The organism is Corynebacterium sp. Marseille-P3884, from assembly GCF_017942225.1.
Lineage (GTDB): Bacteria > Actinomycetota > Actinomycetes > Mycobacteriales > Mycobacteriaceae > Corynebacterium.
Map to the genome: position 1 here is coordinate 21,793 of NZ_JAGKSD010000016.1, position 25,205 is coordinate 46,997.

24 protein-coding genes, 1 pseudogene and 1 riboswitch are annotated in these 25,205 nt (G+C 62.1%); of the genes and pseudogenes, 17 read left to right on the plus strand and 8 right to left on the minus strand.

The annotated features are described in order from the left end of the window. Positions 1-74: 74 nt before the first annotated feature. From J5Y21_RS09520 to J5Y21_RS09540, 5 genes are all read left to right on the plus strand, one after another. Positions 75-968, plus strand: a complete 894-nt coding sequence (locus tag J5Y21_RS09520; protein WP_210574980.1) for a hypothetical protein — start codon at positions 75-77, stop codon at positions 966-968. Between the two features lie 28 nt (positions 969-996). Further along, positions 997-2,007 (plus strand): hypothetical protein, encoded by a 1,011-nt coding sequence (locus J5Y21_RS09525; protein WP_210574981.1) that lies wholly within the window; start codon positions 997-999, stop codon positions 2,005-2,007. Positions 2,008-2,156: 149 nt separating this feature from the next. Further along, entirely contained in the window at positions 2,157-3,146 is a 990-nt protein-coding gene (locus J5Y21_RS09530) for a hypothetical protein (protein ID WP_210574984.1), read from the plus strand. Positions 3,147-3,192: 46 nt separating this feature from the next. Beyond that, positions 3,193-4,119: a hypothetical protein gene (locus tag J5Y21_RS09535; protein WP_210574986.1), complete on the plus strand. Its 927-nt coding sequence runs from the start codon at positions 3,193-3,195 to the stop codon at positions 4,117-4,119. Between the two features lie 63 nt (positions 4,120-4,182). After that, complete coding sequence (locus J5Y21_RS09540; protein WP_210574988.1) at positions 4,183-4,614, plus strand: hypothetical protein; 432 nt, start codon at positions 4,183-4,185, stop codon at positions 4,612-4,614. Here J5Y21_RS09540 and J5Y21_RS09545 read toward each other — a convergent pair. The 4 genes from J5Y21_RS09545 to J5Y21_RS09560 form a co-directional block, all read right to left on the minus strand. Continuing rightward, complete coding sequence (locus tag J5Y21_RS09545) at positions 4,611-6,215, minus strand: GTPase (RefSeq protein WP_210574990.1); 1,605 nt, start codon at positions 6,213-6,215, stop codon at positions 4,611-4,613. The two genes, J5Y21_RS09540 and J5Y21_RS09545, sit on opposite strands and share 4 nt — an antisense overlap. Further along, entirely contained in the window at positions 6,202-8,055 is a 1,854-nt protein-coding gene (locus J5Y21_RS09550) for an ABC transporter (RefSeq protein WP_349236983.1), read from the minus strand. Before J5Y21_RS09550 ends, J5Y21_RS09545 begins: the two co-directional genes overlap by 14 nt. A gap of 59 nt (positions 8,056-8,114) precedes the next feature. Further along, positions 8,115-8,909: a formate/nitrite transporter family protein gene (locus J5Y21_RS09555; protein WP_210574997.1), complete on the minus strand. Its 795-nt coding sequence runs from the start codon at positions 8,907-8,909 to the stop codon at positions 8,115-8,117. Positions 8,910-8,979: 70 nt separating this feature from the next. Then, complete coding sequence (locus tag J5Y21_RS09560; protein ID WP_210575000.1) at positions 8,980-10,548, minus strand: bifunctional hydroxymethylpyrimidine kinase/phosphomethylpyrimidine kinase; 1,569 nt, start codon at positions 10,546-10,548, stop codon at positions 8,980-8,982. Then, a riboswitch (TPP riboswitch) is annotated at positions 10,538-10,693 on the minus strand. (Overlaps the previous gene by 11 nt.) A 333-nt stretch (positions 10,694-11,026) precedes the next feature. On the opposite strand from J5Y21_RS09560, the gene rplN reads away from it, so the two are divergent. The 5 genes from rplN to J5Y21_RS09585 all read left to right on the plus strand — a co-directional run bounded on the left by rplN (position 11,027) and on the right by J5Y21_RS09585 (position 15,587). Beyond that, positions 11,027-11,395 (plus strand): 50S ribosomal protein L14, encoded by a 369-nt coding sequence (gene rplN, locus J5Y21_RS09565; protein WP_210575002.1) that lies wholly within the window; start codon positions 11,027-11,029, stop codon positions 11,393-11,395. Then, positions 11,396-11,710 (plus strand): 50S ribosomal protein L24, encoded by a 315-nt coding sequence (gene rplX, locus J5Y21_RS09570; protein ID WP_210575004.1) that lies wholly within the window; start codon positions 11,396-11,398, stop codon positions 11,708-11,710. Further along, complete coding sequence (gene rplE, locus J5Y21_RS09575; RefSeq protein ID WP_210575006.1) at positions 11,710-12,291, plus strand: 50S ribosomal protein L5; 582 nt, start codon at positions 11,710-11,712, stop codon at positions 12,289-12,291. The genes rplX and rplE overlap by 1 nt, the downstream gene beginning before the upstream one ends. A 160-nt stretch (positions 12,292-12,451) precedes the next feature. Continuing rightward, on the plus strand, positions 12,452-14,164 hold the full coding sequence (locus tag J5Y21_RS09580) for an AIPR family protein (protein WP_210575008.1): 1,713 nt from the start codon (positions 12,452-12,454) through the stop codon (positions 14,162-14,164). 520 nt (positions 14,165-14,684) lie between these two features. Beyond that, entirely contained in the window at positions 14,685-15,587 is a 903-nt protein-coding gene (locus J5Y21_RS09585) for an esterase-like activity of phytase family protein (protein ID WP_349236985.1), read from the plus strand. 32 nt (positions 15,588-15,619) lie between these two features. Here the strand turns inward: J5Y21_RS09585 and J5Y21_RS09590 are convergent, their stop codons facing one another. Continuing rightward, positions 15,620-16,240 (minus strand): TetR/AcrR family transcriptional regulator, encoded by a 621-nt coding sequence (locus J5Y21_RS09590; RefSeq protein WP_210575009.1) that lies wholly within the window; start codon positions 16,238-16,240, stop codon positions 15,620-15,622. Positions 16,241-16,277: 37 nt separating this feature from the next. Between J5Y21_RS09590 and J5Y21_RS09595 the strand changes: the two genes are divergently transcribed. The 3 genes from J5Y21_RS09595 to J5Y21_RS09605 all read left to right on the plus strand — a co-directional run bounded on the left by J5Y21_RS09595 (position 16,278) and on the right by J5Y21_RS09605 (position 19,058). Further along, positions 16,278-16,982, plus strand: a complete 705-nt coding sequence (locus tag J5Y21_RS09595) for an ABC transporter ATP-binding protein (protein WP_246875138.1) — start codon at positions 16,278-16,280, stop codon at positions 16,980-16,982. After that, positions 16,979-17,719, plus strand: coding sequence for an ABC transporter permease (locus J5Y21_RS09600; protein WP_210575011.1), 741 nt, complete (start codon positions 16,979-16,981; stop codon positions 17,717-17,719). The genes J5Y21_RS09595 and J5Y21_RS09600 overlap by 4 nt, the downstream gene beginning before the upstream one ends. Before the next feature lie 85 nt (positions 17,720-17,804). Then, positions 17,805-19,058, plus strand: coding sequence for a DUF4143 domain-containing protein (locus tag J5Y21_RS09605; RefSeq protein ID WP_210575013.1), 1,254 nt, complete (start codon positions 17,805-17,807; stop codon positions 19,056-19,058). Between the two features lie 138 nt (positions 19,059-19,196). Here J5Y21_RS09605 and ldh read toward each other — a convergent pair. Next, positions 19,197-19,523, minus strand: a pseudogene (gene ldh / locus J5Y21_RS09610) (L-lactate dehydrogenase); the annotation flags it as partial. Positions 19,524-19,543: 20 nt separating this feature from the next. Next, entirely contained in the window at positions 19,544-20,338 is a 795-nt protein-coding gene (locus tag J5Y21_RS09615) for a siderophore-interacting protein (protein WP_210575017.1), read from the minus strand. Between the two features lie 130 nt (positions 20,339-20,468). Between J5Y21_RS09615 and J5Y21_RS09620 the strand changes: the two genes are divergently transcribed. Genes J5Y21_RS09620 through J5Y21_RS09635 form a run of 4 tightly spaced genes read left to right on the plus strand, consistent with a single transcriptional unit; the run spans position 20,469 to position 24,308 of the window. Continuing rightward, a complete protein-coding gene (locus J5Y21_RS09620) occupies positions 20,469-21,410 on the plus strand; it encodes an ABC transporter substrate-binding protein (RefSeq protein ID WP_210575019.1) in 942 nt (313 codons plus the stop codon). Positions 21,411-21,417: 7 nt separating this feature from the next. Continuing rightward, the gene (locus tag J5Y21_RS09625; RefSeq protein WP_210575022.1) at positions 21,418-22,437 is read left to right on the plus strand and encodes an iron ABC transporter permease; all 1,020 of its coding nucleotides are present in this window, start codon (positions 21,418-21,420) and stop codon (positions 22,435-22,437) included. After that, entirely contained in the window at positions 22,438-23,466 is a 1,029-nt protein-coding gene (locus tag J5Y21_RS09630) for an iron ABC transporter permease (RefSeq protein ID WP_210575024.1), read from the plus strand. Between the two features lie 35 nt (positions 23,467-23,501). Then, entirely contained in the window at positions 23,502-24,308 is an 807-nt protein-coding gene (locus J5Y21_RS09635; protein WP_210575026.1) for an ABC transporter ATP-binding protein, read from the plus strand. 21 nt (positions 24,309-24,329) lie between these two features. On the opposite strand, the gene J5Y21_RS09640 is transcribed toward J5Y21_RS09635, so the two are convergent. Continuing rightward, entirely contained in the window at positions 24,330-25,118 is a 789-nt protein-coding gene (locus J5Y21_RS09640) for an HAD-IIA family hydrolase (RefSeq protein ID WP_210575028.1), read from the minus strand. Between the last annotated feature and the right edge of the window lie 87 nt (positions 25,119-25,205).

The following is a 25,205-nucleotide window of genomic DNA, read 5'->3' on the forward strand; positions in this document are numbered from 1 at the left end:
CCACGCCCGCCCCCATCCCACACACTGTTGGATTTTGGGGGCGGGCGTTTTTGGTGCGCATTAGTATTGTTCGCATGATGCGCAGGGCTGTTCTCGGTGTGGTGGGTGCGTTTGCCATGCTGCTTGGCGGGTGCGCGGACCCAGTGGCCGATGAGGTCGCGCAGTTGGAGTCGTGGGCGCAGACCGAGCCGGCGTTGCAGGACGTGAATTTCACGCGGGTGGTGGCCGGCGGTTTCAAGTCGTCGGATATCTCGGTCGGGGGTTCGCTGAATGTGGATACGGTGCCGGAATTCGTCGACGCTTTGGTCGCATTGCGCAGCAAGGAGATCGAGGTGCAAGAAGGTGTGATCAACGCCTTCACGTCCCATCTCTCCGCGGATATCGACGGCACCGATTTCTCGTGGGAGGGCCCGTTCCCGTCGGAGGAATTCGGCGGCGACATGACGGAGATCCTGGCGCCGTTCGCGGCACCGGCTGTGGGGGAAATCGAGGTGACTGTGGTAACTAGTGATGGGGGATTCACGGGGAGGGTGTACAGGGAGGCGTCGATAAGCGATGGCGAAGCGCGCGACTTCCGCGACGCCGCCTACGAACATCTCGGTGCGCGCGGGACCGATTTCGCGCTGCACGGCTTCCCACCTGCCGGGCGACTGCTTCTCGACGATGCCCGCGAGGTGATCCCTTTTATCGAGCGGGTCGCTGCCGCGAGCCGGATGCGGCTCGATTCCGTCGACAACCGCGTCACGAACTCCGTGTGGGATTTCTACACCGAGGATCCCTTCGACGAGGCCGATGTGCGCGCCGTCGTGGAGCTGCTCGCCACGCCTATCGACGGCAAGACCGCGACCCTCGTCCTCCACGGCCCCGACGGACGACTAGGTATGGCCGACGTCGGGCAACCCCGTGACGCGCAGCCCGCCCGCAACGAGCCCTGGAGCGCGCAACTGCAAGCCATCGCCGCGTCGTAGCGGAAGTTTCGCCGCTAAAATCGCGCCTGTGAAAAAGAAGGACAAGATCGGCCTCGGCGCGGTGGTCGCGACCTACTCCTTCGTGTTCCTCGCCGCGTTTCTCTACGAACCCGCCCACGGCGGCCCCGGCGGGCCGCACCGATCCAACATGAAAAGCCTAGATGAATGGGCTGCCGAAGATCCCGTGATGAAAGACCTCACCTTCTCCTACGTCGGCGCCGAGCCGGAGGAATTCACCCGGGCGGAAGTCAGCGGGACCCTCAATGTCGGAAGCGTGCCCGAATTCTTCGCTGCTTTGGTCGCCCTCGAGGGCAAGGGGCCGGAGCCGGGTCGTGCGACGAAGCTGACCGCTGCTGGCGTGTCGGCGGACATCGACGGGACGACGTTCACCTGGTCCGGCGAGCTCCCCGAGGCGGAGAAAGCCGCTGACGCGGAAGAGCTGTACGCGCCGTTCGCTGCGCCCGAGGTGAAGAAACTGAAACTGCACGCGCCCCACCGGATAGAAATCGACGCGGAGGTGACCCGGAATATGTCCGTCAGCGACGATGACGCCCGCGCCTTCCGGGACAAGGCGTACAGCCATGTGCAGAAGTACCCAGATGCGTCGTTAATGATGATGGGCTTTCCTCTGGCAAAACCGGCCCAGGAGCGCGGTCCGACAGGCATGCCGGGCGGTGAGGGCGAACCATTCTTATTGCCGCGCCTTCAGCTTGTCTCCGAATACACCACCTACACCGAACTGGTGGAACAAGCCGAACATGTGGACGCCGCCTCCGACATGTTCCTCACAAGCGTGAACAACGCTGAAGGCCCTGACAGCGAGTGGACCTTCTACACCGAGGGCGAATTCGACGAGGAGGGCCTGCGCGCGATCAAGGAGATCCTGACCGAACCCGTCGACGGGAAACGCGTGTGGGTGCGAATCGAAGGCCCCGACGGACTCCTCGGAACGGTGAAAGTGGGAAAGCCGCGGGCGAGGCCGAAAGCCTACGAGCAACATCCGTGGGAAGAGCGCATGCAGGAAGTGTTGGGCCCGTAAACGCCGGGTGACGCCTCGAATCGGCCGTTAAACTCAGGCGGTATGGTGCGGTCGCATTGCGCAGCAAGGAGATCGAGGTGCAAGACGGTGCGATCAACAGCCGTGGAACGAGCAGCTGCATGCGGTGATTTCCCAGTAGGATCGCTCTCATGAAGGCGAAGAACCAGGTGAACACCATCGTGTTGTTGGTTACCGTTGCGATCCTCTTTGCCTTCGCCGCCGTCTACCCATCTAACAAAGACGAAAAACTCTCCGAGACCCAGCGCCTGGAGAGATTCGTCGCAGACGACCCAGTGATGAAGGACCTCACGTTCGATCGCGATACAGGCAGGTCGGGGTACCCTCAGCGAATCAGCGTTGACGGCGTCCTTCACGTCGAAAGCGTGCCGCAGTTTATCGATGTTTTAGAAACCCTCCGCAAGAAGGAGCGGAACCGAGAGCAGGCAATTGACCTAACGTCCACCGGCATCACTGCGGATATCGGAGGAACGTCATTGGTCTGGTACGGAAGAATGCTGGATCGGAAAGACGCGCGCCGAAACGAGAAACTGATCGAACCGTTGGTGGCGCCGGGCGTTGCAGAAATTAAAGCCACCCTATATGAGCATGACATAGGGCTGGAACTGCGAGCTACGCGTGGTTCGAGCCTCTCTGACGACGAAGCTCGCGCCTTCCGCGACAAAGCCTATGAGAACTTCGCTGCGGACAGTGACGCACGACTTGAATTATGCGGTTTCCCCCTCATGCACTCCACGGAGTTTGTCGAGCAACAGGACTGCGCGCCGCCAGAACTCGCCCTCAACCCTGAGGATGGGACCTACCAGGAGCTTCTTGAGCGCGCCAACCGCATAGATGTTGCGACCGATATGTCCCTCACCGTCGTGAGCGGCACCGAAGAACACCGCGAGGAAGAATACAGCGTGTGGGGCTTCTACACCGAAGGCGAATTCGATGAAGAAGGTCTGCGCGCCGTCAAGGAGATCCTGTCCGAAACTCCCGAAAAGAGGCCCACTCTAATCGTCATCCTTGGCCCCGAGGGGGCCCTCGGTGGTGTTTACATGGGGAAGCCTCCGTCGGAGTCAGCGTCCTATGACGAGTGCCCGTGGCAGGAACGCATGCTGCAAGTTTTAAATGGGTAACCTGCTCAAAGCAGTGCGTCTGCTTTCGCCGTTAAAATCCGGCGTTATGGCGAGGAAACCTTTTTCCATCATTGTTTCGGTGCTGCTCGGCATGTGCGCACTGTTGCTCGGCGGCTGCGCGAAGATCGACAAGCAGGTCGACGCCGTCGCCGCGTGGGCGGATCAGGACCCTGTGTTTTCGGACCTCACCGTGCAGCAGAACAATGAAGGCGTTCCCACGACGCAGGTGAAATTCAGAGGGGAACTCCACGTTGACGACGTCGACCAGCTTTTCGAGGCATTGACAGCACTCCACGCTAAGCAAGAGGAGATGAAACGCAAAGGTGTGGCATCTTTCAGCCTCGCACTGAAAGCCCAGATAGGAGCGACGCGGTTCTTCTGGGATGGGCAACTCCCAGAGCCAGCCACGCAGGCGGAGCAGCAGAAAGCCTACGAACTGCTTGCCGACGCCGCCATCGGGAGCGTCCACATCTTGGCAGGCAGTTCTAGCACCCGTGTGACCGTGGATCCGTCGGAAAGCGCGGACGACAGCCGCACGATCCAGATCCGCGACAGTTTGTACCGGACGCTCGATGCCACGGACACAGGCATTGCGACCAGGTTCAACGGCACGCCGCTCAGACCGGGCGGCGCACCGGTGTCGTTGGAGCTCGGAGCGTTTCAGGTGCCGTACACAGAGGCACTGGCCTTCGTGAAGCGTGTCGACGCAGCGGTGCCCGAGATCCGCGTAGAGCAGGTCGCAGGCGACACCAAATGGCGGTTCTACACCGAGTCGCAGTACGACGAGTCGGACCTGCGCGCGCTGAAAAAGATCCTCTCCGAGCCGGCGGCGGGGGAGAGCCCGTCGGTGATCATCGATGGGCCGGAGGACCGGCTGGGGTGGGCGTACGTCAATAAGCCCCTGGCTGAGCAGCCGGACGATCCCTCCGAGTGGAGCCCACGCATGCAGGAACTTTTCGCTTCGGACGCCTGATGTGTGAGGTGCGTTACTCTTGAGACAGGGAAGCCTGAATCGGTGAAAGGAGATACGCACACCATGAAGAAGAAGATTGTCAGTCGTTTGAGCGCAGCCGTGATCGCCGCTGCCGTAGTGGTCGCTCCGGTGAGTGCCCCAGAGGCCGCCGCATCAGTGATGGAGACCAAGCTCACCCCGCCGCCACCCGGAACGAAGCTCCCGTACTGGGACGAAGCCCAGTTCACCCAGTGGGCGGAGGAACCGGTGGTCCGATTCGGCGACACGAACACCCGCGGGCTGCAGGTCCTCGGTCACACCGAGGCAGATACGGCGGTGTGCGCGTACAGCAAGCCGGGGCGCGGGGCGTGCTTCATCAACGGTAAGCAGGCCGTGGACATGGGGAACGAGGTCTACTCCTTCGATGACCGGGTGTCTGCGTTCGCCCCGCTGACGCGGCCGGTGCTGAATTTCTACGGTGCGGCGAAGGCGCGCCTGTCGTCGCAGCGCTACTAGGAGCCGGCGGCGACGGCGATGCGTTCGCTGAAGCGGGCGTAGTCGTCGCGGATCGCGCCGAGGGGTTCCACGACGGCGGATTGCGAGGTCGCGGCGACCTCTTTTCGTAGCGCTGCGCGCGTTCGCCGTTTGACGCCGCTGCCGATGACTCCGCCGAAGACGGCGGTCACTAGCCCGATCACGAGGCCTGTGAGCAGCCCGGCCATGATGAGCAGCGTCGGGATCGGCCAGCCTTCGACATCGGGGACGAGGTCGCCGCCGAGCAGCGGGGTTAGCGCGCCGGGCACGAAGGCGACGAGCAGGTACCACAGCACGCCGACGAGCGCGGCGAGCAGCGCCAACCATTGGACGACGGTGAGAAGGGTCCAGCCTTTCGACGGTTCGGCCGGCAGTCGTGTGCGGGCGACGGCGCGGTCGAGCTCGGCGGGAAGTGTTTCGGCGACCTCGTCGGCGCGGTCGGAGACGGCGGAGGCCCATTGCGGGGGCAGGTCGTCTGCGACAGCGGCGGCGTAGTCGCGCACGCCGCGGTTGGCCACGGCTTTGGAGGCGGCGGAGAGCTCCGGGAGCGAGGAGCGGTGCACGCCCACGGTGTCGGCGTCCTCACGCAGGCCCATGCGTTTCAGCGGGTCGGGCCGGAAGCGGGTCACCCAGGAAGTGAGCAGCCAGCCGGTGCGTTCGTGGAGGCGTTTGCGGTATGCAGCGGCGGTGGAGTTGGCGACGCGGTCGGCGCCGGCGGCCTGGGCGAGCACAGAATCCAAGTCTCGCTTTGCTCGCTTATCGACGTCTGCTGCTTTCTCCCTGGCAGCGTATTCCCCCGTCACAGAGGCGATGTCGGCTTCAATGCGTGCAGACTGTGCGCTGTGGGCGGCGGCGACGCGGGTGATGGCGGAGCGGAGGTCGTCGATACCTGCCTGTGTGTAGGTGGAGGTGGGGACGACGCTCACGTTGGTGAGGCCATCTTCGCGCAGCAGCTGCGCGTAGGACTGTGAGACGGTGGGGACGTCGGTTTCTGCGAGGAGGTCTGCCTTGTTCAGCACCGCGAGCGTGACTGCCGAGTGGTTGGCGTGGGGGCGGATGAACTGGTCGTGAATGACGCTGTCGGCGTATTTCTCCGGGTCAGACACCCAGACCAGTACGTCGACCTGGCCGGCGAGGCGCTCCGCGATGGCGCGGTTGGATGCCTCCACCGAGTCGAAATCGGGAAGGTCAAGCAGGATCAAGGGGCCGGCCTTGGGAGCGAATTCGCCGGAGCGGACGCGGCGGTCCTCGACGCCGAGCCAGTCGAGGAGCTCCTCGGACCCCTCCGGCTCCCAGATCGCCGCGAGTGGCGAGGAGGTGGTGGGGCGACGTGCTGCAGCCTTGCCGAGGTCCTCACCCACGACAGCGTTGAACAGGGAGGTCTTGCCGGAACCGGTCGCGCCGAAGAAGCCGACGACGGTGTGCTCCGCAGACAGGGCGCGGCGTTCGGCACCTGCGCGGGCAATCTTTTCCAGGCGCTCGCGCTGAGCGGGGGAGAGGTAGGGTGCGCCGATCTCGGCGGCTTCGTCGAGAGCTGTGAGACGTTCGCCGAGGGAGGCTGTTTTTCGCTTAAACAGAGCCATCGTCGCCTCCCCGGAAACCGCCGCGCAGCTGGGCGAATAAGTCACGAAGTGGGCCACTTGAGGCGCTCTCTTCGAGGCTGGATGCCGAGCTCGGGAGAGCTTCCTCGACCGCCTGGGTCGGCTTCGGGGTGCCGGCGAGCTCTGGGAAGCGCTCAGCGACAGCTGCGCGGGCAGTGTTGGTGGCTGTGGTGAGATCGTCGGCGGTGGTGCCCCCGAGGAGGGGATCGGTGACCGGGTAGTAGCGCTCACGTTCGCGCTGGAGGAGCTCGCGGAGACGCTCATTCAAGTCGTTGCGGGCATCGGTGGCCATGCGGCGGACGGTGTCCTCGCCGAAGATCGTCTCCAGCAATTTCTGGCCGAGCACAGCGGAACCGCCGGCAATAGCGACCTCGCCGCCCGTGATACCGGCGGTGGAGGCGAAGACGACGAGCATGAGCGCCACGGTCAAGACATTGAGGCCGAAAGACATGACGCGGGCGCGCTGGCGTTTGGCGCCGGCGGTGTCCTGGATGCGGTCGAGAAGCGCGCCCTGCCATTCGCGGACAAGGGCAGCGGCGCGCTCGTCGATATCCGAGGAGGAACGGGCGAGGGATGGGTCGGCATCAGCGCGCAAGTCCGGGGCGACGGCACCGATGTGCGACCACGAACGTGCAGCGGCGGTGTCTGCGGCATCTACGATCACGGCGTGGAGACCGGACTCGAGCTCAGTCTCCACCTCACGCAGCGGCGCCGGCTCACCAGTGAAGAAGCTGCCCACCTTGTCCATCGTCTGGGAGAACCAGCGCTCGAAACCGCGGGAAATATCCGACGTGCCCACGACATCCTGCCAACGGTCCATGACTTCGGAGCGCAGCATCTTGCCGTCGGAGGTCGCATCGATCACATGCGTGTGGGCGGCCGAATACTGCTCACTGATCGCGCTATCCAATTGGGAGGCGAAGGCTTCTTGGCGAGACCGGGCGTCGATAAGCTTCTCTGCTTTCTCGATGGCTCCCGTGGCGGCCCCTGCGACCGTTTTACCTGCGACTGCGCGGCGCGCGGCGGAATCCTCCGCGAGGTCAGTGAGATAGGAACGAAGCTCGGCGACCAAAGTGTCCTGCAGGAATTCCTCGCCGCTGTCGCCGCCGAGGCCGGGGACGAACGGAACCGTGAAACCTCTCGCGCCGTGCAGACCCGCCTCGTCCATCATGCGGCGCAGATCATCGGGGACAGTCTCTGCAGATGACTCGTCGAGGCGGTTGAGCACCACCAGGACCTCGATCCCGCGGCTGGCGGCGTCGTGCAGGAAATTCCAAACCAGCTGGTCGGCATAGCGCGCCGGGGTAGTGACGAAGACCCAGAGATCCGCTGCGGCCAGCAGCTGAGAAGCGAGGGCGCGGTTGCGGTCGTCGATGGAGTCGAAATCGGGGGCGTCGAGAAGCGCGAGCCCTTCCGGGATGCTGCTAGTGGGCACGATGCGCAGTGTCGTCGACTGCTCGTCGCCCGCGCCGTGAGAACGCGCGAGCCCCGGCAGGACCTGCGGCGAATTGAACCAGTCCGCGTCCGCTGGATTGGCCACCAGCACCGGCTGACGCGTCGTGGGGCGGATCACGCCCGGATTGGACACACGCTCACGCAGCACTGCGTTCACGAGCGTGGACTTGCCGGAACCGGTCGAACCACCGATCACCGCCAACAACGGAGCATCGAGATTGGCGAGGCGCGGCAGAACATAATCGTCGAGCTGGTTGACGACAGCGCGGGCATCAGCTTCCACGCCGCCATCGCTCAAACGCGTGCCGGCGACAGCGTCCCGAACGCCACGCACGGCATCGAGCATGTCAAGGTTAGGGGAGTTCACCTAAGCCATTCTGGCAGACAGCTCGACGCCGTGCGGATTACGGAGTGAAGGAGGAAGAACTAGTCGCGGTAGTTGGTGCGCGTGCGGTTGAGCCAGCCGTAAATGCCGCCCATGATCAGACCGCCGCCGACCAAGTTGCCCAGCCAGACGATCGTCCAGTTGCGCAGTACATTGCCGACCGTGAAGCCCTCGATGGAGGACGGGTCGAACATGAAGCCGTTCAGCGTCGTCAGCACGAAGTTCGCGATCGAGTGCTCGTAGCCCATTGCGGCGAACGCCGGAATGATGATGGCCACGGCCCAGATCTTGGCGCTGTGATCCTTACCGGCCTGCGCCGTCAGGATGAAGCCGACGTTCACGACCATGTTGGCCAGGATGGCCTCGAAGAAGAGGGTCAGGCTGGGCTTCGCCAGCTTCGCCTCCCACAGGCTGGACAAGAACGGCATCGTCGTCTCGGCGTTCTGACCGGTCGTGGTCATGGAAATCAGCCACGAGACGAAGATCGCGCCGACCAGGTTGAAAAACGTCACGAACAGGATGACCAGCAGGGCGCGCGGGATCTTCGTCATCTTATGGACGAAGCCGTACGTCATGAACATCATGTTGCCGGTGGCCAGCTCGGATTGGAGGACGACCATCATGTAGAGGGTCACCGCGAAGATCATCGCGAAGGGGTACTTGCCCCAACCAGGGGCGTACGATTCGGTCAAAGTTGCTGTTGCTGCAGCGAACGCAGTCATGATGCCCAACAAGACGCCGGCCATGATGGCGCGAAGGGCGAAGCGACCAGGTTCGCGGCCGAACAGGTCTAGCTTGTTCTGGATTGAAATTGGGGCCTTCTCACTGAAACTCACTCCTCCCAAGCTAAAGCATTCTCGGGTAGGTGGCTAACCGTGATTTTGGCCCCGAAGCTCTATCCGAGAACTAGTTGCGAGTGGCCTGATCGAAGAATTCGCGTTCGTAATAGCACGCGTACATGAACGCCTCGAGAGCGTCCGCGCGCTGCTTTTCGCTCGCGCCGGAGAGAGCCTTCTCCACCGAATTCAGGGCCATACGCACGGCATCTGTGAAATCTTCGCCCCCGTACATGGACAGCCACGCGTTGTACGGATGCTCAGGATGATTGTTTTCCGCGAGGTGCAAACCGACCTCCGCGTAGAGCCAAAAGCACGGCAACACTGCCGCGGCGCCGACAATATAATCCGAAAAAGCGGCTGTAGATGTGAGCATATTCACGTAGCCGAGGGTGACAGGAGAGGGTGGAGTGTCCGCCTCGATGTGGTGCTCAGAAATCCAGTTGCGGTGCAGCTCCGACTCCGCCTCGATCGCGACCGTCGCGGACTGCGACCACCACACCTGATCCTCCGCGTCCGGGGCCTTCGCACTCACCATTGCCAGTGCGCGGGAGTATTCGCGGAGGTAATACGCATCCTGCACTTGGTAGAAGCTGAACTGCTCTTCCGGCAAAGTGCCGTCGCGCAGCGCGCGGATGAACGGCAATTCCAACGTCTCCGGCCACACCTTCTGCGCAGCCTTGTCCCACAGCTCGCGGGTGAACGGGCCGGCAGCAGGAATCTTGGGGTCGAGGGTGGGGGAGGAGGGGGCGGTCCAGTCGTCGATAAGCTTCCATGGCTGCGTCGACGCTGCCGCCGCGAGGCGGCGCGAACGGTGGAAATGATCGACAGGCCCGTGACCCGTGCCGACGTTGAGGTCGTCCGCGTGCGCGATCGCCTCGTGGAGCCAACTCGACGTCCATGCGAGCGCGCCGTCGGGGTCGATCGCCATGCGCGTGGCGAACGCCGACGACAACGAACAACCCGTGCCGTGCGTGTTCTTCGTGTCCACGCGCGGCACGTGCGCGACCTCGACTTCGCCAGCCGGCGTGACCAGCGCGTTCGACGCGTAACCCTCCTTGAGGTGCCCGCCCTTCACGACCACGTTGACGCCCGCCGCCTTCGCGTAGTCGCGGCCCTGCTCGAGCGCCTCATCGAATGTCTCCGCAGGTGTCGTGCCCGCCAGCACAGCAAGCTCCGGAATATTCGGCGTGACGACGCTCGCATGATCCTTCACGAACTGCCTCATCGCCTCCTCCGCGTCCTCGGTGAGCAGGCGATCGCCGCTCGTGGCCACCATCACCGGGTCGACCACCACCGTCGGGACCGGGTGCGCTGCCAGGTAATCGGAGACCGTCTTCGTCGTTTCCACATCCCCCAGCATGCCGATTTTCACCGCATCCACCTCGACATCGTCGAAGACCGCGTCCAGCTGCTCCTTCAGGAAGTCCTGCGGCGGCACGTGAATGCTGCGCACACCGTGCGTGTTCTGCGCCACCAGCGCCGTCACCACGCACATGCCGTAGCCGCCCGCCGCCGAAATCGACTTCAGATCCGCCTGGATTCCCGCCCCGCCCGTCGGGTCCGTGCCCGCGATGGACAAGATGTTCGGGATCGCGCTGCGCTGCGCGCCGCCATCAGAAGTGGACAAAGAAGCCATCAGACAATTCCTCCGCGAATGTTGGTTCGTTCAGGTTCGACGGGTGTGATCTCAGCTTCGCGCCCGCCTCCGTTTCGCGCGGCTGCAGCTCTGGCGAACTGCGGCGCTGCGCGGCGGCGGGTGCGCGGCACCCCGTGTCTTGACCCGACATCGTACGCGAACGGGAGGAGGCGGGAGCTGAATTCGATCCAGCAAGGCGTAGGGGGAGCGCGGCGGAGGGTGACTGCCGGAGCGAACTTGTGGGGAGCTGCGGGAATTTGGGGTTCGCACAGGCGGCGTGGTTTAATACCACAGTTGTCTATCGCTGGTCGCAGTTGACGCGCGTTTCCGAGTTGAGGCTGCGAGACCCTTCGGCGGTGACGGCACGTGAAGTGCTGGGCACTGTTCGTCGATAAGCGAAAAGGCACAAAAAAGACATTGACCACGTGCGTGCAGGACGGAAATCTGGCGCACATTGATCCAGGTCAGGAGACCAACTGTGATTCAGAAAGAATCGCGTCTGAAGGTCGCCGACAACACTGGTGCACGCGAGATTCTGTGCATCCAGGTGCTCGGCGGTTCTGTTCGACGCTTCGCCGGTATCGGCGACACGATTGTCGCCACCGTGAAGGAAGCCGCCCCGGGCGGCAATGTGAAAGAGGGCGAGGTTGTCCGCGCCGTCATCGTTCGTGCGAAGAAGGAGACCCGTCGTCCGGACGGTTCCTACATCGCGTTCGACGAAAATGCAGCTGTTCTGATCAAGAACGACACTGAGCCCCGCGGCACCCGTATCTTCGGCCCGGTCGCTCGTGAGCTGCGCGATAAGAAGTTCATGAAGATCGTGTCTCTCGCACCGGAGGTGATCTAGTTGAAGATCAAGAAGGGCGATATGGTCCAGGTCATCGCTGGCAAGGACAAGGGCGCTCAGGGTCGCGTCATCGAGGCGTACCCGCAGCGTGACCGTGTCCTCGTCGAGGGCGTGAACCGTGTGAAGAAGCACGTTGCTAACTCTTACAATGAGCGCGGCGCTGAGTCCGGCGGCATTGTCACCCAGGAGGCCCCGATCCACGTGTCCAACGTGATGGTGGTCGATTCTGAGGGCACCCCGACCCGTGTGGGTTACCGCTTCGATGAGAACGGCAAGAAGGTCCGCGTTGCCAAGTCGAACGGGAAGGACATCTAATGACCGAGGCTAACTACACCCCGCGTCTGAAGACGCGTTACCAGGACGAGATTCGCGGCAAGCTGTCTGAGCAGTTCGGCTACGAGAACGTCATGCAGATCCCGGGTCTGACCAAGATTGTGGTCAACATGGGTGTCGGCGACGCTGCCCGCGATTCCAAGATGATCAACGGCGCGCTCGAGGACCTCACCGCGATCACCGGTCAGAAGCCGCAGCTGCGTCGCGCGAAGAAGTCCATCGCTAACTTCAAGCTCCGTGAGGGCATGCCGATCGGTGCGAAGGTCACCCTGCGCGGCGACCGTATGTGGGAGTTCCTGGACCGTCTGCTGACGGTCGCTCTCCCGCGTATTCGCGACTTCCGCGGTCTGTCCGACACGCAGTTCGACGGCAACGGCAACTACACGTTCGGCCTGTCCGAGCAGACGATGTTCTACGAGATCGACGTGGACAAGATCGACCGTCCGCGCGGTATGGACATCACCGTTGTCACGTCCGCTGTCAACGACGAGGAAGGCCGTGCGCTGCTGCGCCACTTCGGCTTCCCGTTCAAGGACAAGGACGGCAAGATGCAGCAGGCATAAGCTTGTCGACGCCCCCGCTACCCGGTTTCGCGCCGTGGTCGCGGGGGCGTTTTGCGTGCGGGTGGCTGCTCAAGTCTGAGCATACGCTCTTCGATTTGCAAAAAATCAGATCTTTTCGGCTTAGGATCGAATCAATGGATTCTAATTCTGGGGAGGGATAATGACCGACTTTCACCGCCGTCAAATTGAACAGCGTCTTGAAGTGGATTTCGAACCGTTCGTTGATTTGAGCGATGTAGAGCACCACCAAGAGCGGCAGCTAGAGAGTTTTAGAAAAACCAGGGCGCTAACTGCGCTTGTGGCCTGTAACAAAAGCGGGAACACCGTGGAAGAAGCTGCCAAGTTCGTTACGGATGAGTCCGGCGATCAAGGCATCGATGGGGTGGCTCCGGACCCGTTAGTACAGCGACTCTTCCTAATTCAGTCCAAGACCTCCACTGGTGGTCCGAGTCCTACCGAAGCGATGAAGTTTAAAGAGGGTATTCGACTCTTCATTGACAGCGAGTGGGACCGAATGGGGCCTAAGGTCCAAGCTAGGAAAGAAGAATTCGAGGAGATCTTCAGCCGTGAAACTGACGACCCAAAGTTCAACGCTATCTTTGCCTACTTAGGTGACAAACCTATTGCCAAAAACGACGAAGCGTACAAGTTACTTAAAGACTTTGAGGCTGATGTCAACGCGAACGGGGTAATTCTCGAAGTGTCTTTTATGGGGATTCGCGAACTGTTCGAGATCAGGAATGCAGCGAGCGCACCAAAGGAGCTTGAACACGAACTCTACTTCGAGAAGTGGAACGCTCCTTTCAGTTCGTTCGGTTCGGAGATAGTCGGTGTGGTAAGTGCTCAAGAAATCTTTGAGATGGTTCAAAACTGCGGGCCGATGCTCTACGACAAAAACATCCGTAAGGCACTTGGAGACACCCAGGTAAATAGTGATATGCGCAATACGCTCGAATCGGACAGTGAGAGCTTTTGGTACTACAACAACGGCATCACTATCGTTGCTAGCGAAATTAAACCGTCGGTGCCTCACCCTAAAAGCTCCGCTAGCTTCGGCCTAAAGGGATTGAGTGTTGTTAACGGCGCCCAGACGTGCTCCACAATCTACTCATTCGGAAAACAGCAAGGGGAGGCGGCGAGCAGTGCGCTTGATAGCGCATACGTGACGGTCAAGGTCGTTTCCTTGGCTGGCCGAGACTCGGCGTTCGAACAATTAGTAACTAGATTCACTAACACCCAAAATAGGATTACGGGACGGGAATTTGCCGCACTGGATCCGTTGCAACAGGGAATTCAAGACGCACTCCTTTCGGAGAATATTTACTACTCTTTCCGGACTGGTGATAAAGCCCCAGATGAGTTCAGAGAAGAATTCACGATCGACGAGGCCACTAGGTGCCTGAGCTGTATGCATTCCGTGGCGCTCGCCACTAGGGCGAAGCGTAACCTCGGATCCCTTTGGGGGGACATTCATGCGGCACCCTATACCCAGATTTTCAACGCCCAAACGGATCCAGCTGCAATTTGGAATGCGGTGAGAGCTTGGCGTGAAGTTGAAGAGTTGACTTCGGCGGCAGCGAAATCTGCCCCGAGTAGCCGAGTTAAGAAAATATATGAGAATGCGCTCTACGTTTACGCATCGCTCGTATTCCGCCGAATCAAAGAGGGTGGTTTTCACATTGGAAACTTTGACGCAAACGTCTCAAAATGGTTTGAGGAGAATAACCCTACTTTAAGATCGCTTCTCGATGAGATCATGAAACAGCATGAGAAGCTCAATCGTGCAGGCTATCCGGCAAACTTCTTCAAAAACGCTAAGAAAGTGGAAGAGCTCGCAACGAAAGTAGAGCGCGAGATGTCTAAGAGACCTTAAGGGAAGTTCCCACGCCCCCGTGGCCCCGGTTTGACACCGTGGCTGCGGGGGTTTTGTCATGTGGGCAGCTGCGCCCCGTGCCGTGGCCGGCAACTCGAATTAGGGTTGGGGCTGGTTCTGCCAGTTCCGCCAGTTCTGCCGTCTGCCCGAGGAGCGTTCGCATGTCCCGTCGTCCTGCCCGTGCGGTTATCGCAGCCGCAACCGCCCTGTCTTTGACCACTGCAACTGTTCAGCCCGCTGCCGCGGCGCCCGCACCGCTGGAGATCGGCGCCCTGCCCCAGCAGGACGTCGTTATCAATGGCGTGAAAGTGCCTATGCCAGCGGGACTGCTCCCTGTCGCCGGAATCGCTGCCGCCCTCGGTGGGCTGAGCGCGTTCATCCTGCAAGCAATCATCAATGCGGCAGCGGGGCAGAATGATGGGTCTGCGCCCGGCGGTTCCCCCGCAAGCCGGGGAAATCGAACCCTCAAGCTGAGTACCTGAATCGCTTCGACTTCGGTGAAGGAAATGACGACAAGAAGATCGGCGGGCTCAGCGGCATCGAGCTCGTCGACCAGGACCGCTACATTGCTATCTCGGACGACAAGAATGAGCACGGACCGATCCGCGCGTACTACTTCAAGACGACTGACAGTGGAAAGACCTTCACCGAAGATGGAGAAGTCAAGTTCACGCAGGCGGGCGGGAGCGAGTACTCCGATTACCTCGACCCCGAGGAGATCCGCCTGCTGCCGAACGGAAACTACCTGTGGACCACTGAGGGTGCAGCCGATGAGGGCAGGTTCATCGCCCCGCAGATCATTGAGTCCACTCCGGAGGGAAAGGAAGTCCGGCGCATCGATGCTCCAGCGCACCATGCTCCCGATGAAAAAGGAACGAGGGGTGTGCAGCACAACAAGGGCCCGGAGGCAATCGCGGTTCTCGCTGACGGGAAGACGATGATCACCATTAACGAGGATGCTCTCGCCCAGGACGGACCGGAGAACTCCGATACGCACAGCTCCCTGGCCCGCATCACGGCTTACGATTTGAATTCCGGTAAGGCCGTCAAAGAGCACGCAGTTCGTGTGAGCCTGGGCCGCGGCGTGACATCGTTGCTTGCCGACGACAACGGCAACCTGTTCATGCTCGAGCGCGGATTCGACGAAGCCACCAAGACGACCATGGCGCAGATCTACACGCTGAACCTTGAGGGCGCGGATGATGTGCTGGGCACCGAAGCACTCACTGGCTTGGAGAAGACCGCGTCCAAGACCCTCGTCTTCGACTTCGACAAGCAGGAGCCCCACCCCGACAACGTCGAGGGCCTCGCTTGGGGCACGAAGAACGCGGCACCAAACGGTGGCCGCTCGATAGTGGTCGTCACTGACGATAACTTCAACGATTCCCAGTCGACGCTGATGCACTTACGCGCCGTGCGCTGACGCGTGGAAAGGCCGTCCCTCGAATTTCGTGCCTAACTGAGTGCTCCTTTGAGCAGGCGTTCCGTGACAGATCTGAACTCGTGTGAGGACATAGTTGCGTGCGGGTCGGTCCGAAGTATGTAGCGGGAGACAAGTGCACCGAGCAATACTGTTGACACACCGATGACAGCTTCGTGGGCGCTAGCACCCATGGGACGCGATGATCGCGACCTAAGTTCAAAGTAGAGCTTTTCCGCTTCCTCGAATATTTCGCGTTCCATGTAACCGGTAACCAGTTGCCGGGCCTCGTCGTCTTCGAGGGCGAATTTCAGCGTCGGGATCACGTTGTTTTGGAAGTTCGATGTTTCACAGAAGGCCACGAAGGTGCGCGACAAAATGCGAGGAAGAGTGGCGAGCGAAATCCCGGGCACAGCCTTAACCGCTTTGAAAATCGCCGATGGGCTGAATCCACCAAGCACCGCCTCGCTGAACAAGTTCTCTTTCGTGCCGAAGTAATAATTCACCAATGAGTGATCAATGCCCGCTTCGGCCGCGATTCTGCGGAGGGTAGTGCCCTTGTATCCGAACTCAGCGAACAGTTCCTTAGCTGCTTGAATGATGTTCTCTCGAGCGTCGGAACCCCCGCGCGGGCGCCCTCGTTGTTTATTCACCACGCTGGCCACACTAGCGCCTGGAAGAGAAAATAAGGGTATGGAAACTTCAACGAACCAAGACCCAGCGGTCTCGATGAACGGGGCGTCGGCGCGCATCGTCGAAAACGCTACGTTCACCGTTCCCCGGGGTTCCATGACAGCACTCGTCGGACCGTCCGGCTCAGGAAAGACCACGCTGATGCGCATGATCGTCGGGACTCAAGCACATGTACGCGGGGAGGTGCGGGTGCTTGGCCAGCCTGCAGGCCATCCCGAACTGCGAACGAGAGTGACGTACGCGACCCAAGCGGCGAGCGTCTTCGACGATCTCACCGTGCGGGAGAACCTCGACTACGTCCGCAGCATCTACGGGCTTCCGAAGGGGAGGAGGGATGAGATCGTCGAAAAGCTGGGGTTGCACGATCATCTCAATCAGGTCTGCGGGCGATTAAGCGGCGGTCAACGCAGTCGCGTCAGTCTGGCGATGGCGCTGCTCCCTCGCCCGGAGTTGGTGGTCCTCGACGAGCCGACTGTCGGCCTCGACCCGTTGTTGCGCCGGCAACTCTGGGACCTGTTTCAGCAAATGGTGGACGAGGGCGCGGCACTGATCGTCTCCAGCCACATTCTCGACGAGGCTGATCATTGCGAACACGTGCTGTTCGTCCATGATGGCCGGGTCACGCACGCGACCCATGACGACATCCTGGCGCAGACAGGAGCGGAGTCGATGGAAGAGGCTTTCTTGGCGGTGATGGAACAATGAGAGCAACACTAGCCGTTACAAAGCGCGTGCTCATGCAGCTTCGACGTGACCCGCGCACCCTAATCCTTGTCTTTGCGGTCCCGTCTCTACTCATGTCCCTGCTCTACTGGATTCTCATCGACACTCAGCTGTTCGACCGCATTGCGCACGCGATCTTCGCTCTCTTTCCCTTCCTTGTGATGTTCCTCGTGGCATCCATCACGACGCTTCGTGAGCGCAGGTCCGGCACGTTGGAACGCACGCTCACCATGCCTGTGTCGCGGGCAGCCTTTATCGGGGGATACGCCTTGGCGTTCTCGCTGCTCTCGCTCGTGCAAACTTTCATCACGGTCGCAGTCTGCGTGATGTGGCTAGGGGTTGATGTCGACGGGTCGCTCGCGGCTTTCTTTGGCATCGCGCTTCTCGACGCTCTGGTGGGAACCGCCGCCGGTCTCACTGCCTCAGCATTCGCACGAACGGAGTTTCAGGTTGTGCAGTTCGTGCCAGCAGTCGTTGTGCCACAGTTCTTGCTCTGCGGCCTCCTCGTTCCGCGCGCGGATATGCCACGGATTCTCGAAGTGATCTCCGCGGCCATGCCAGTCAGCTACGCCGTCGATGCAATGCAATCGCTCGGTGGAGTGCCGGATCAAGCTGCCTTCCCGCAGGGCAATATCGGGATCGATGCGGCGATTTTGCTGGCGGTCTGCGTCGTGTTGCTCGGAGTCGCCTCGCTCAGTCTACGGCGTAGGACGCCATAGGAGGTCGACACTTCCGGCAGGTTTGCGTCGACTATTCCGTTAGGTTAACGTCGACACTTCCGGCAGGTTTGTCTATTCTTGCAGTATGAAGACTTATCGTCCGCGGATTGTAGACCAGCTCTTGAACGCTTATCTGGAAGCTTCACCAGCGGTGCAGTTGGCGGGTGCCCGCGCCTCGGGAAAGACAACAACTGGCATGCAGGCCGCATGCTCAATCGCGCAGATTGACCGTATGGGAGCTGAGACGGCTCAGATTGTTGCCCTCAATCCCGCCGCGCTTCTCGAAGGTGAGGCACCGCGCTTGTTGGATGAGTGGCAGCTTGCCCCGAGTTTGTGGGGTGCGGTTCGTCGAGCTGTCGATGAAGATCCCACTCCGGGGCGGTTTATACTTTCTGGCTCGGCCTGGCCCGACAGTGAAACAATCAAGCATCCCGGCGCCGGGAGAATTCTGAACTTAACGATGCGCCCGATGACACTCTACGAATCGGGTGATTCGCCCGGTAGTTTTTCCCTTCGCCGGCTTCTTGCGGGAGAAACTCCACTCGAGGGCGCGGCGTCGAGCACACATTCGATCTCGGATGTCTGTCGTCTCATCACGAGGGGCGGTTGGCCTTCCTGGGTTGACAGGGATGCGGATGTCGCTGAACTTCTGGTCGAAGGCTATCTGGATAATCTCGCCGAGAACGAATTCCCGTTTGTGGGAGGAACACGACGCTCGCCACAGCGGTTCCTGCATTTCGTCCGCGCATACGCGTCCTTAACAGCCCATCCATCTCCGTTGACCACAATCCAGGAACGGTTAGGAGAAGAAGGAATCGAGGTCGGGGAAAAATACGCGCCTCTTTTCCATGAATTCGCTGGCCGAATGTACCTTGTGGAAGACCAGCCTCCGTGGGCCCCGGCCCGACGCTCCAAGTCGCGTCTGAATGCCACACCGAAAAGACACTTAGTTGATCCATCGTTGGCGGCTGCGGCGATGGGTGCATCTCATACTGCGCTCGCGAAAGATCCCCGCACACTGGGTTTCCTATTTGAATCCCTAGTGCTGCGTGACCTTCGCGTCTACAGCCAGCCTTTGCGCGGGACCGCTTTCCACTTCCGGAATAAGGACGGGACAGCGGAGATCGACATTGTGCTAGAACTTCGTGACGGAAGATGGGTCGGTGTCGAGGTCAAACTCACCCAAGAAGCAGCTATTGAAGCTGCGCCGCGTCTGCAACAGGTGGCCGAAAGTATTAAGCGTCCTCCCGAGGCGCTGCTGCTTGTCACTCCAACTGGTGTCGCGGCGCAAGTCAGCGATCGGACGTGGATCGTGCCCATCGGCCTTTTCGGTCCATGATCCCGGCCGCTGATCGTAAGGTGCCCCAACCTACCGCGTCAGGGCTGCAGTTCACATTTTCCGGGCAGCGGCCCCCTGCCGCGCGCGGTCTCGGGGGAGGCGGGGTCAGGGGGTGTGAACGCGTCCGTCGAAAAGCTCTTAGTCGGTGAGCTCCGCCTGGTTCATGACGTCGCGCAGGACCTTGGAGGAGTGAGCGAACTGCTCGGACTCGCGCTCGTCGAGGGAGAGCTCGACGACGTCCTGGATGCCGTTGCGGTTGATCACGGCCGGGGTGCCGATGTAGATGTCCTCTTCGCCGTACTGGCCCTCGAGCAGGGCGCTGACTGGCAGGACGACATCCTCGTTCTTGAGTACAGCGCGGGTAATGCGGGCGAGACCGCCACCAATGCCGTAGCTGGTGGAACCCTTCGCGCGGATGATGTCGTAGGCCGCGTCGCGGGTCTTGACGAAGATCTCCTCCATCTTGTTGGAGGTGCTCGGGTCGGTTATGGCCGGGCCTTGCCGTGGAACCAGAACGGGACCCAGACCACGTCGGACGGGGCAAGGCCCCAGTCCTTCACGGCGAGTGCGCGTACGGATTTGGTGAGGTTCCCTTCGCCGGAGACCCACACGGAGCGCGGCGGTTGTCCTGCGCCGAAGTGTTCGCGCAAGACGGCCAGAGTGGCTTCGGTCTCGGCGGTTTTCGGCGCTTCTATGACGGTGAGGGAGGCGAGCTTTTCGTGCCACTGCTCAGCCAGGCCGTCCTCGATTTCCTCTGGGGACGTGACGACGGCGACGGCGTGGGTCTGCGTGAGGGCCTGGGGTGCGTTGGCCTCCTGGTAGGCCAGGATATGGCGCAGGGCGGGCAGCGCTGAGGCATCGGCGACGAGTAGCTGCGAGGATGCCGGGGGCTTCCACAGGGCGGGACACGTGAACATGCCGGCGGTGTCGCCTGGGCGCGCCTGGCGGATCCACCGGGAGCCGGGTCCGGAATCGCCGTGGGTGACCACGTCGACGTCGATAAGCTTGCGTGCCCTGTCGAGGCTGCGGATGGTGTACCAGCGGAGGGCGGGGCGTGTCTCCTCGGGGATTGCTGCCACCGCCGCGCGGATGTTGACGCCGCTGAAGCTGAAGGGGCGGAAGGGGTGGCCCGGCTTCGGCATGACTAAGCCGAAATACTCATCGGGGCCGCTCAAGGGGTAGTCCGCGAAAGCCTCTCCGGTGAAGGTGAGGCGGTGCAGACGTGGCTTGAGCTGCTCGTTGGCGACGAGGGTGACGGGGTGGAGGAGGTGGGTTGGCATGTGTCGTAGGGTGTCCTAAGTAAGGTGAGGCTTGCTTTATTCTACCTATGGGGTCTACGGTACGACAGTCGACACAATTTGAACACATTTTTGTGCCCTAAATGGGCCCAGATGCTCCAAGGACCCCACTATGAAATTTCTGAAAACGCGTGCCGTCAGCACCGTTGCCCTCGTGGCAACCGCCGCCGTCGCACTGACGGGCTGCTCGCGCGGCGAGGGCGAGCCCGAGCCTGCGGCGAACTCCGCCGAGATGCGCGTGGCCAGCCTCGGCCTCGGCGACGCTGACACGCTGCTCGCCCTCGGAATCACTCCTGTCGCCGTTGCCCCGTGGGGAGCGGAGGGAGACATTGGCCCTTCCGGCGTCGGTCCGTGGTCTGAGCACTTGCTTGGCGATGCCGACCCCGTGGCCATCTATAACTCCGCTAGTGGCTTTACCGCCGATATTCTCGAGCAGGTCTCTGCGGTGGACCCCACCCATATTGTCGCCGTGAACCAGGCGGTCGATGTCGAAGCCCAGGAATCACTGGAAAACATCGCGCCGACGACGCTTGCGCCTGAAGAGTTCGACGACTGGCAGGTCCCTTGGGAAGATCAGGTCACTGCGATTGCCGAGGGCGTCGGAAAGAAGTCTGAGGGTCAGGAGCTGATCAAGCAGACGCAGCAGGTCTTCGATGATTTCCGCCGGGATCACCCTGAGGTGCAGGGCGCGCGTGCGGCCATCGTCATGCCGTACGACGGCAAGATCGGCCTCTACACGGCGGAGGACGGGCGAGGACAGTTTATCGAGGACTTAGGCTTTGAGATCCCGGATGAACTGCAGGGCGACGGCTCGACTTTCTTCGTCGATTATGCGCCGGAGAATTACACCGAGCTCAATAACGTGGACTACCTGTTTGTCCTCGACTACAACGGCTTGGTCGACCAGATCAAAGATGACCCGACGTTCAAGAATCTCGATGTGGTGCGCGATGGGCGCGTGCGCTACCTCGACACCGATACCGGCAGCGCTATGAGCATGCCCAACCCGGTGACCATCCCGTGGGTCGCGGAGAGGTTCGAGGAACAGCTCTGAGAGCCCGATGAGCACAGCTAATATCCTGGTCCGCACCGCGGTAACGCGACGAGCACTCATCACACTTGTTGCCGTTTCAGCCGTGGCGGTGGTGGCCTCACTCGCTCTTGGATCACGCGCGATCCCGCTCGGTGAGCTCGTCGGCGCGGCAGCAGGGCAAGGCAGCATCGACGTGCGCACCATCTTCTGGCAGCTGCGCGTTCCGCGCACCCTGCTCGCCTACGCCGTCGGGGCGTGCTTGGCCGTTGCCGGCGTTTTGGCTCAGGCGTGGACACGCAATCCGCTGGCGGACCCCGGGTTCATCGGAGTCACCGCGGGCGCAGCGTTCGCGGTGGCCCTCGGTAGCGCCATGGGCACGGTGGCGGGCCTTGCCGGAGCCACCGTTCACGCTTTCGTTGGTGCGGCTGCCGCTTCCGCTCTGGTGCTCGTCGTGTCACGCCGCTCTGCCAGCCCGCTCACTCTGATTCTGGTGGGTATGGGAGTCGGTGCCTCCTTGAGCGCGGGTTCAGTCCTCATCGGACTGTTCGACACTGAGGTGCTCGACAGTATGAGGCACTGGGTGGTCGGCTCGACTATTGGCCGCGGCTACGCCGACGCTGCTGTTGCGTGGGCCGGGTTCGCCGTCGGGATGCTGGTCGCTGTGTTGGCTGCACGCCCCCTGGACCTTTTGGCCATGGGGGAGGAGACGTCCCTCGCGCTGGGCGGCTCGCCCCGGCTGGCGCGGGTTTTCGCTGCACTCGGCGTGGTGATTCTCGCCGGTTGCGCCACCGCGACCGCCGGACCCGTCGCCTTCGTCGGCTTCGCGGCGCCGCACATCATGCGTCGCATCGTCGGCCCTCAGGTTAGCCGTCTCCTGCTGCCCTCGGCCCTGTTCGGCGGAGCGTTGGTGCTGCTCGCAGATGTCGTTGGGCGCCTCATCATGCGTCCCGGTGAGGTTGAGATGTCGATCGTCATGGCCGTGATTGGTGGGCCTGTGCTCATCGCGGCGGTGCGCCAGGGCTCGACGATGCAGAAGGCGGTGGCGTAGATGGACCGGATCGTAGAGGTCCTGGGCGCGCAGCGGCGCGAGCGCAGGAGAAGGACGGCCGTCGCCGGAGCAGTGTTTGCCACCGTGGCTGGAGCTGCCTACCTGGTCCTTCTCGGGCAGGGGGCGTTGGAGCTGAGCCCAGCGCGTGTGGTGGACGTTCTTACCGGAGGTGGCACCAATCGCGAGATCATGGCGGTGTGGGACCTGCGGATGCCCGTCGCCCTGGCGACACTCATCGTCGGGACAGCGCTCGGAATGGCGGGGGCGTGGACGCAGTCGATGTCACGCAACATGCTGGCCTCCCCGGATATTTTGGGGGTGACCTCCGGTGCGGCGGCTTTCGTGGTGCTGGGCAGCATCACCTACCGCCCCTCCTTCGCAGACGACATCCCCGTCTTCTGGTGGCGCGCGCTGCTCGCACTGGTGGGCGCGGCTGCCGTCGTCGTGGTGCTGGCGCTGATCGGGGGAATCGGTACAAGTGACAGGATCGTCATCGTTGGTGTCGCGCTGACCCTCATGCTGCATGCGGCGGTGAGCTACCTGCTGCTTCGCGCCGAGATCCTGCGCGCCGCCGAGGCACAGACCTGGCTGGCTGGGTCCACTGAGTTTGTCCGCATGGATGCCATCCTGCCGCTGCTGCTGGGGCTTGCGCCCTTCGTCGCGCTCGGGGTGTGGTGTGGACGCGACCTGCCGGTTTTGGCGCATGACGACGACTCGGCCGCGATGCTCGGAGTGAGCATTACTGCGCAGCGCAGGGCGTTGCTCATCGCGGCCACGGGTGTATCGGCGGTGGTGGTCGCAGCTGCCGGGCCGATCGGCTTCGTCGCGCTTATCGCTCCGCACTTCGGTCGGCTCGTCGCCGGCACCCCGACTCCCTCGCCGGTGGTGGCGGGGGCTGCAGGGGCGGCGATCTTGGGGGTGTGCGCTGTGATCGGCGGTTTCATTCCGTCGACAGCGCCGGTCGGAGCTGTTTCCGCCGCTATAGGAGGGGTCGTTCTGGTGGTGCTGGTGTGGAGCCGAGACCGCTAGCGCGAGGCGCAACAATCCAGAAGGAAAGCAAGGAAATGAACAGCAAGACACAGACCGCGGACGCACTCGTGGCCCAGGGCATCAGGGTGGGCTACGGGGACGGAGCGGAGGTGCTCCATGGCATCGACTTAACGGCGCGCGCAGGGGAGGTGAACACGCTCATTGGGCCGAACGGTTGCGGCAAGTCGACACTGCTCAAGGCGATGTCCAAACTCCTCGTGCCCAGTGCGGGAATGGTGCACGTCGACGGTGTCGATATCCACTCCCTGTCGGCGCGCGAGGCCGCCCGCCGTGTGGCTCTCCTGCCGCAGCACCCGAGCGCACCGAGCGGGTTGTATGTCGGGGAGCTGGTCGCCCGCGGGCGACACCCGCACCAGGCCCGCATGGCTGGCCCGTCCGCCGCTGACCATGAGGCGATCGCCCGCGCATGCGAGGCCACGGGGATCAGCGATCTCCTTGAACGCGATATCGACGCATTGAGCGGCGGACAGCGTCAGCGAGTGTGGCTGGCCATGACCTTGGCGCAGGACACACCCGTGCTGCTGCTCGACGAGCCAACTACCTTCCTCGATCCCGCCCACGCCATTGACATGCTCTCCCTCGCCCGGGAGCAGGCGCGCCGCGGCAAGGCCGTGGTGATGGTCTTGCATGACCTCATGCTGGCCGGCATGTTTTCCGACACGATGGTGGTCATGCGCGACGGCGCCATCGTGGCGCATGGCACGCCGGAGCAGGCCTTGACAGCGGAAGTTCTGGCACAGGCTTACGGGCTGCGGGCCGAGGTGTGGGACGACCCAGCCGGTGTTGCCCCCGTCATCGTCCCGCGCGGGACCGTGCGCTAGGTGCTTCCCATACCGGCTCCCCTAGGCCTCGTTGTCGTTGAACGGGTCGTGAACGCGACTCGCCAGTTCGGCTACGGAGTCGAGGATCGTGGTGGGGCGGTAGGGATAGCGGGCAATTTCGGCGTCGTCGGAAATGCCGGTGCGCACGAGGATGGTGCGCATGCCGGCTTCGAGGCCGGCTTTGACATCGGTGTCCATGCGGTCGCCGATCATGACGGTGTTTTCGGAGTGGGCGCCGATATTGTTCAGGGCCGTGCGCATCATCACCGGATTGGGTTTGCCCACGTAGTAGGGGCTCCTGCCGGTCATGGCGGTGATCATCGCGGCGACTGCGCCGGTGGCGGGCACGACTCCGTTCGGGCCGGGGCCGGTCACATCCGGGTTGGTGGCGATGAAGCGGGCACCGTTCATGATCAGGTTCGCCGCGGTAGAGATCGCTTCGAAGGAGTAGGTGCGCGTTTCACCCAGGACCACGAAGGCGGGGTCGGCGTCGGTGAGGATCCAGCCTTGCTCGTGAAGAGCCGTCGTCAAGCCTGCTTCCCCGATGACGTACGCGCTGGACTCGCCCGCCTGCTTGGACAGGAAGTGGGCGGTGGCTGTCGCAGATGTCCAAATCCGTTCGGGGTCGATGTTCAGGCCCATGCGCACGAGCTTCGCGGACAGGTCCCGTGGCGTTTGCATGGAGTTGTTCGTGAGCACCATGAACGGGATTTCCTCCTCCCGCAGGGCGGAGACGAACTCCTCAGCGCCCGGGATCACCGATCCCTCGCGGTGCAGCACGCCGTCCATGTCGGTCAAGTAGGAAATCATGCTTTTCTCCTTCCGGGCGAGAATCCGCCCGCGAGTCTACTCGCCAAAAAACAAGGGAAATATATGGACAAGTGAGCCACATCACGC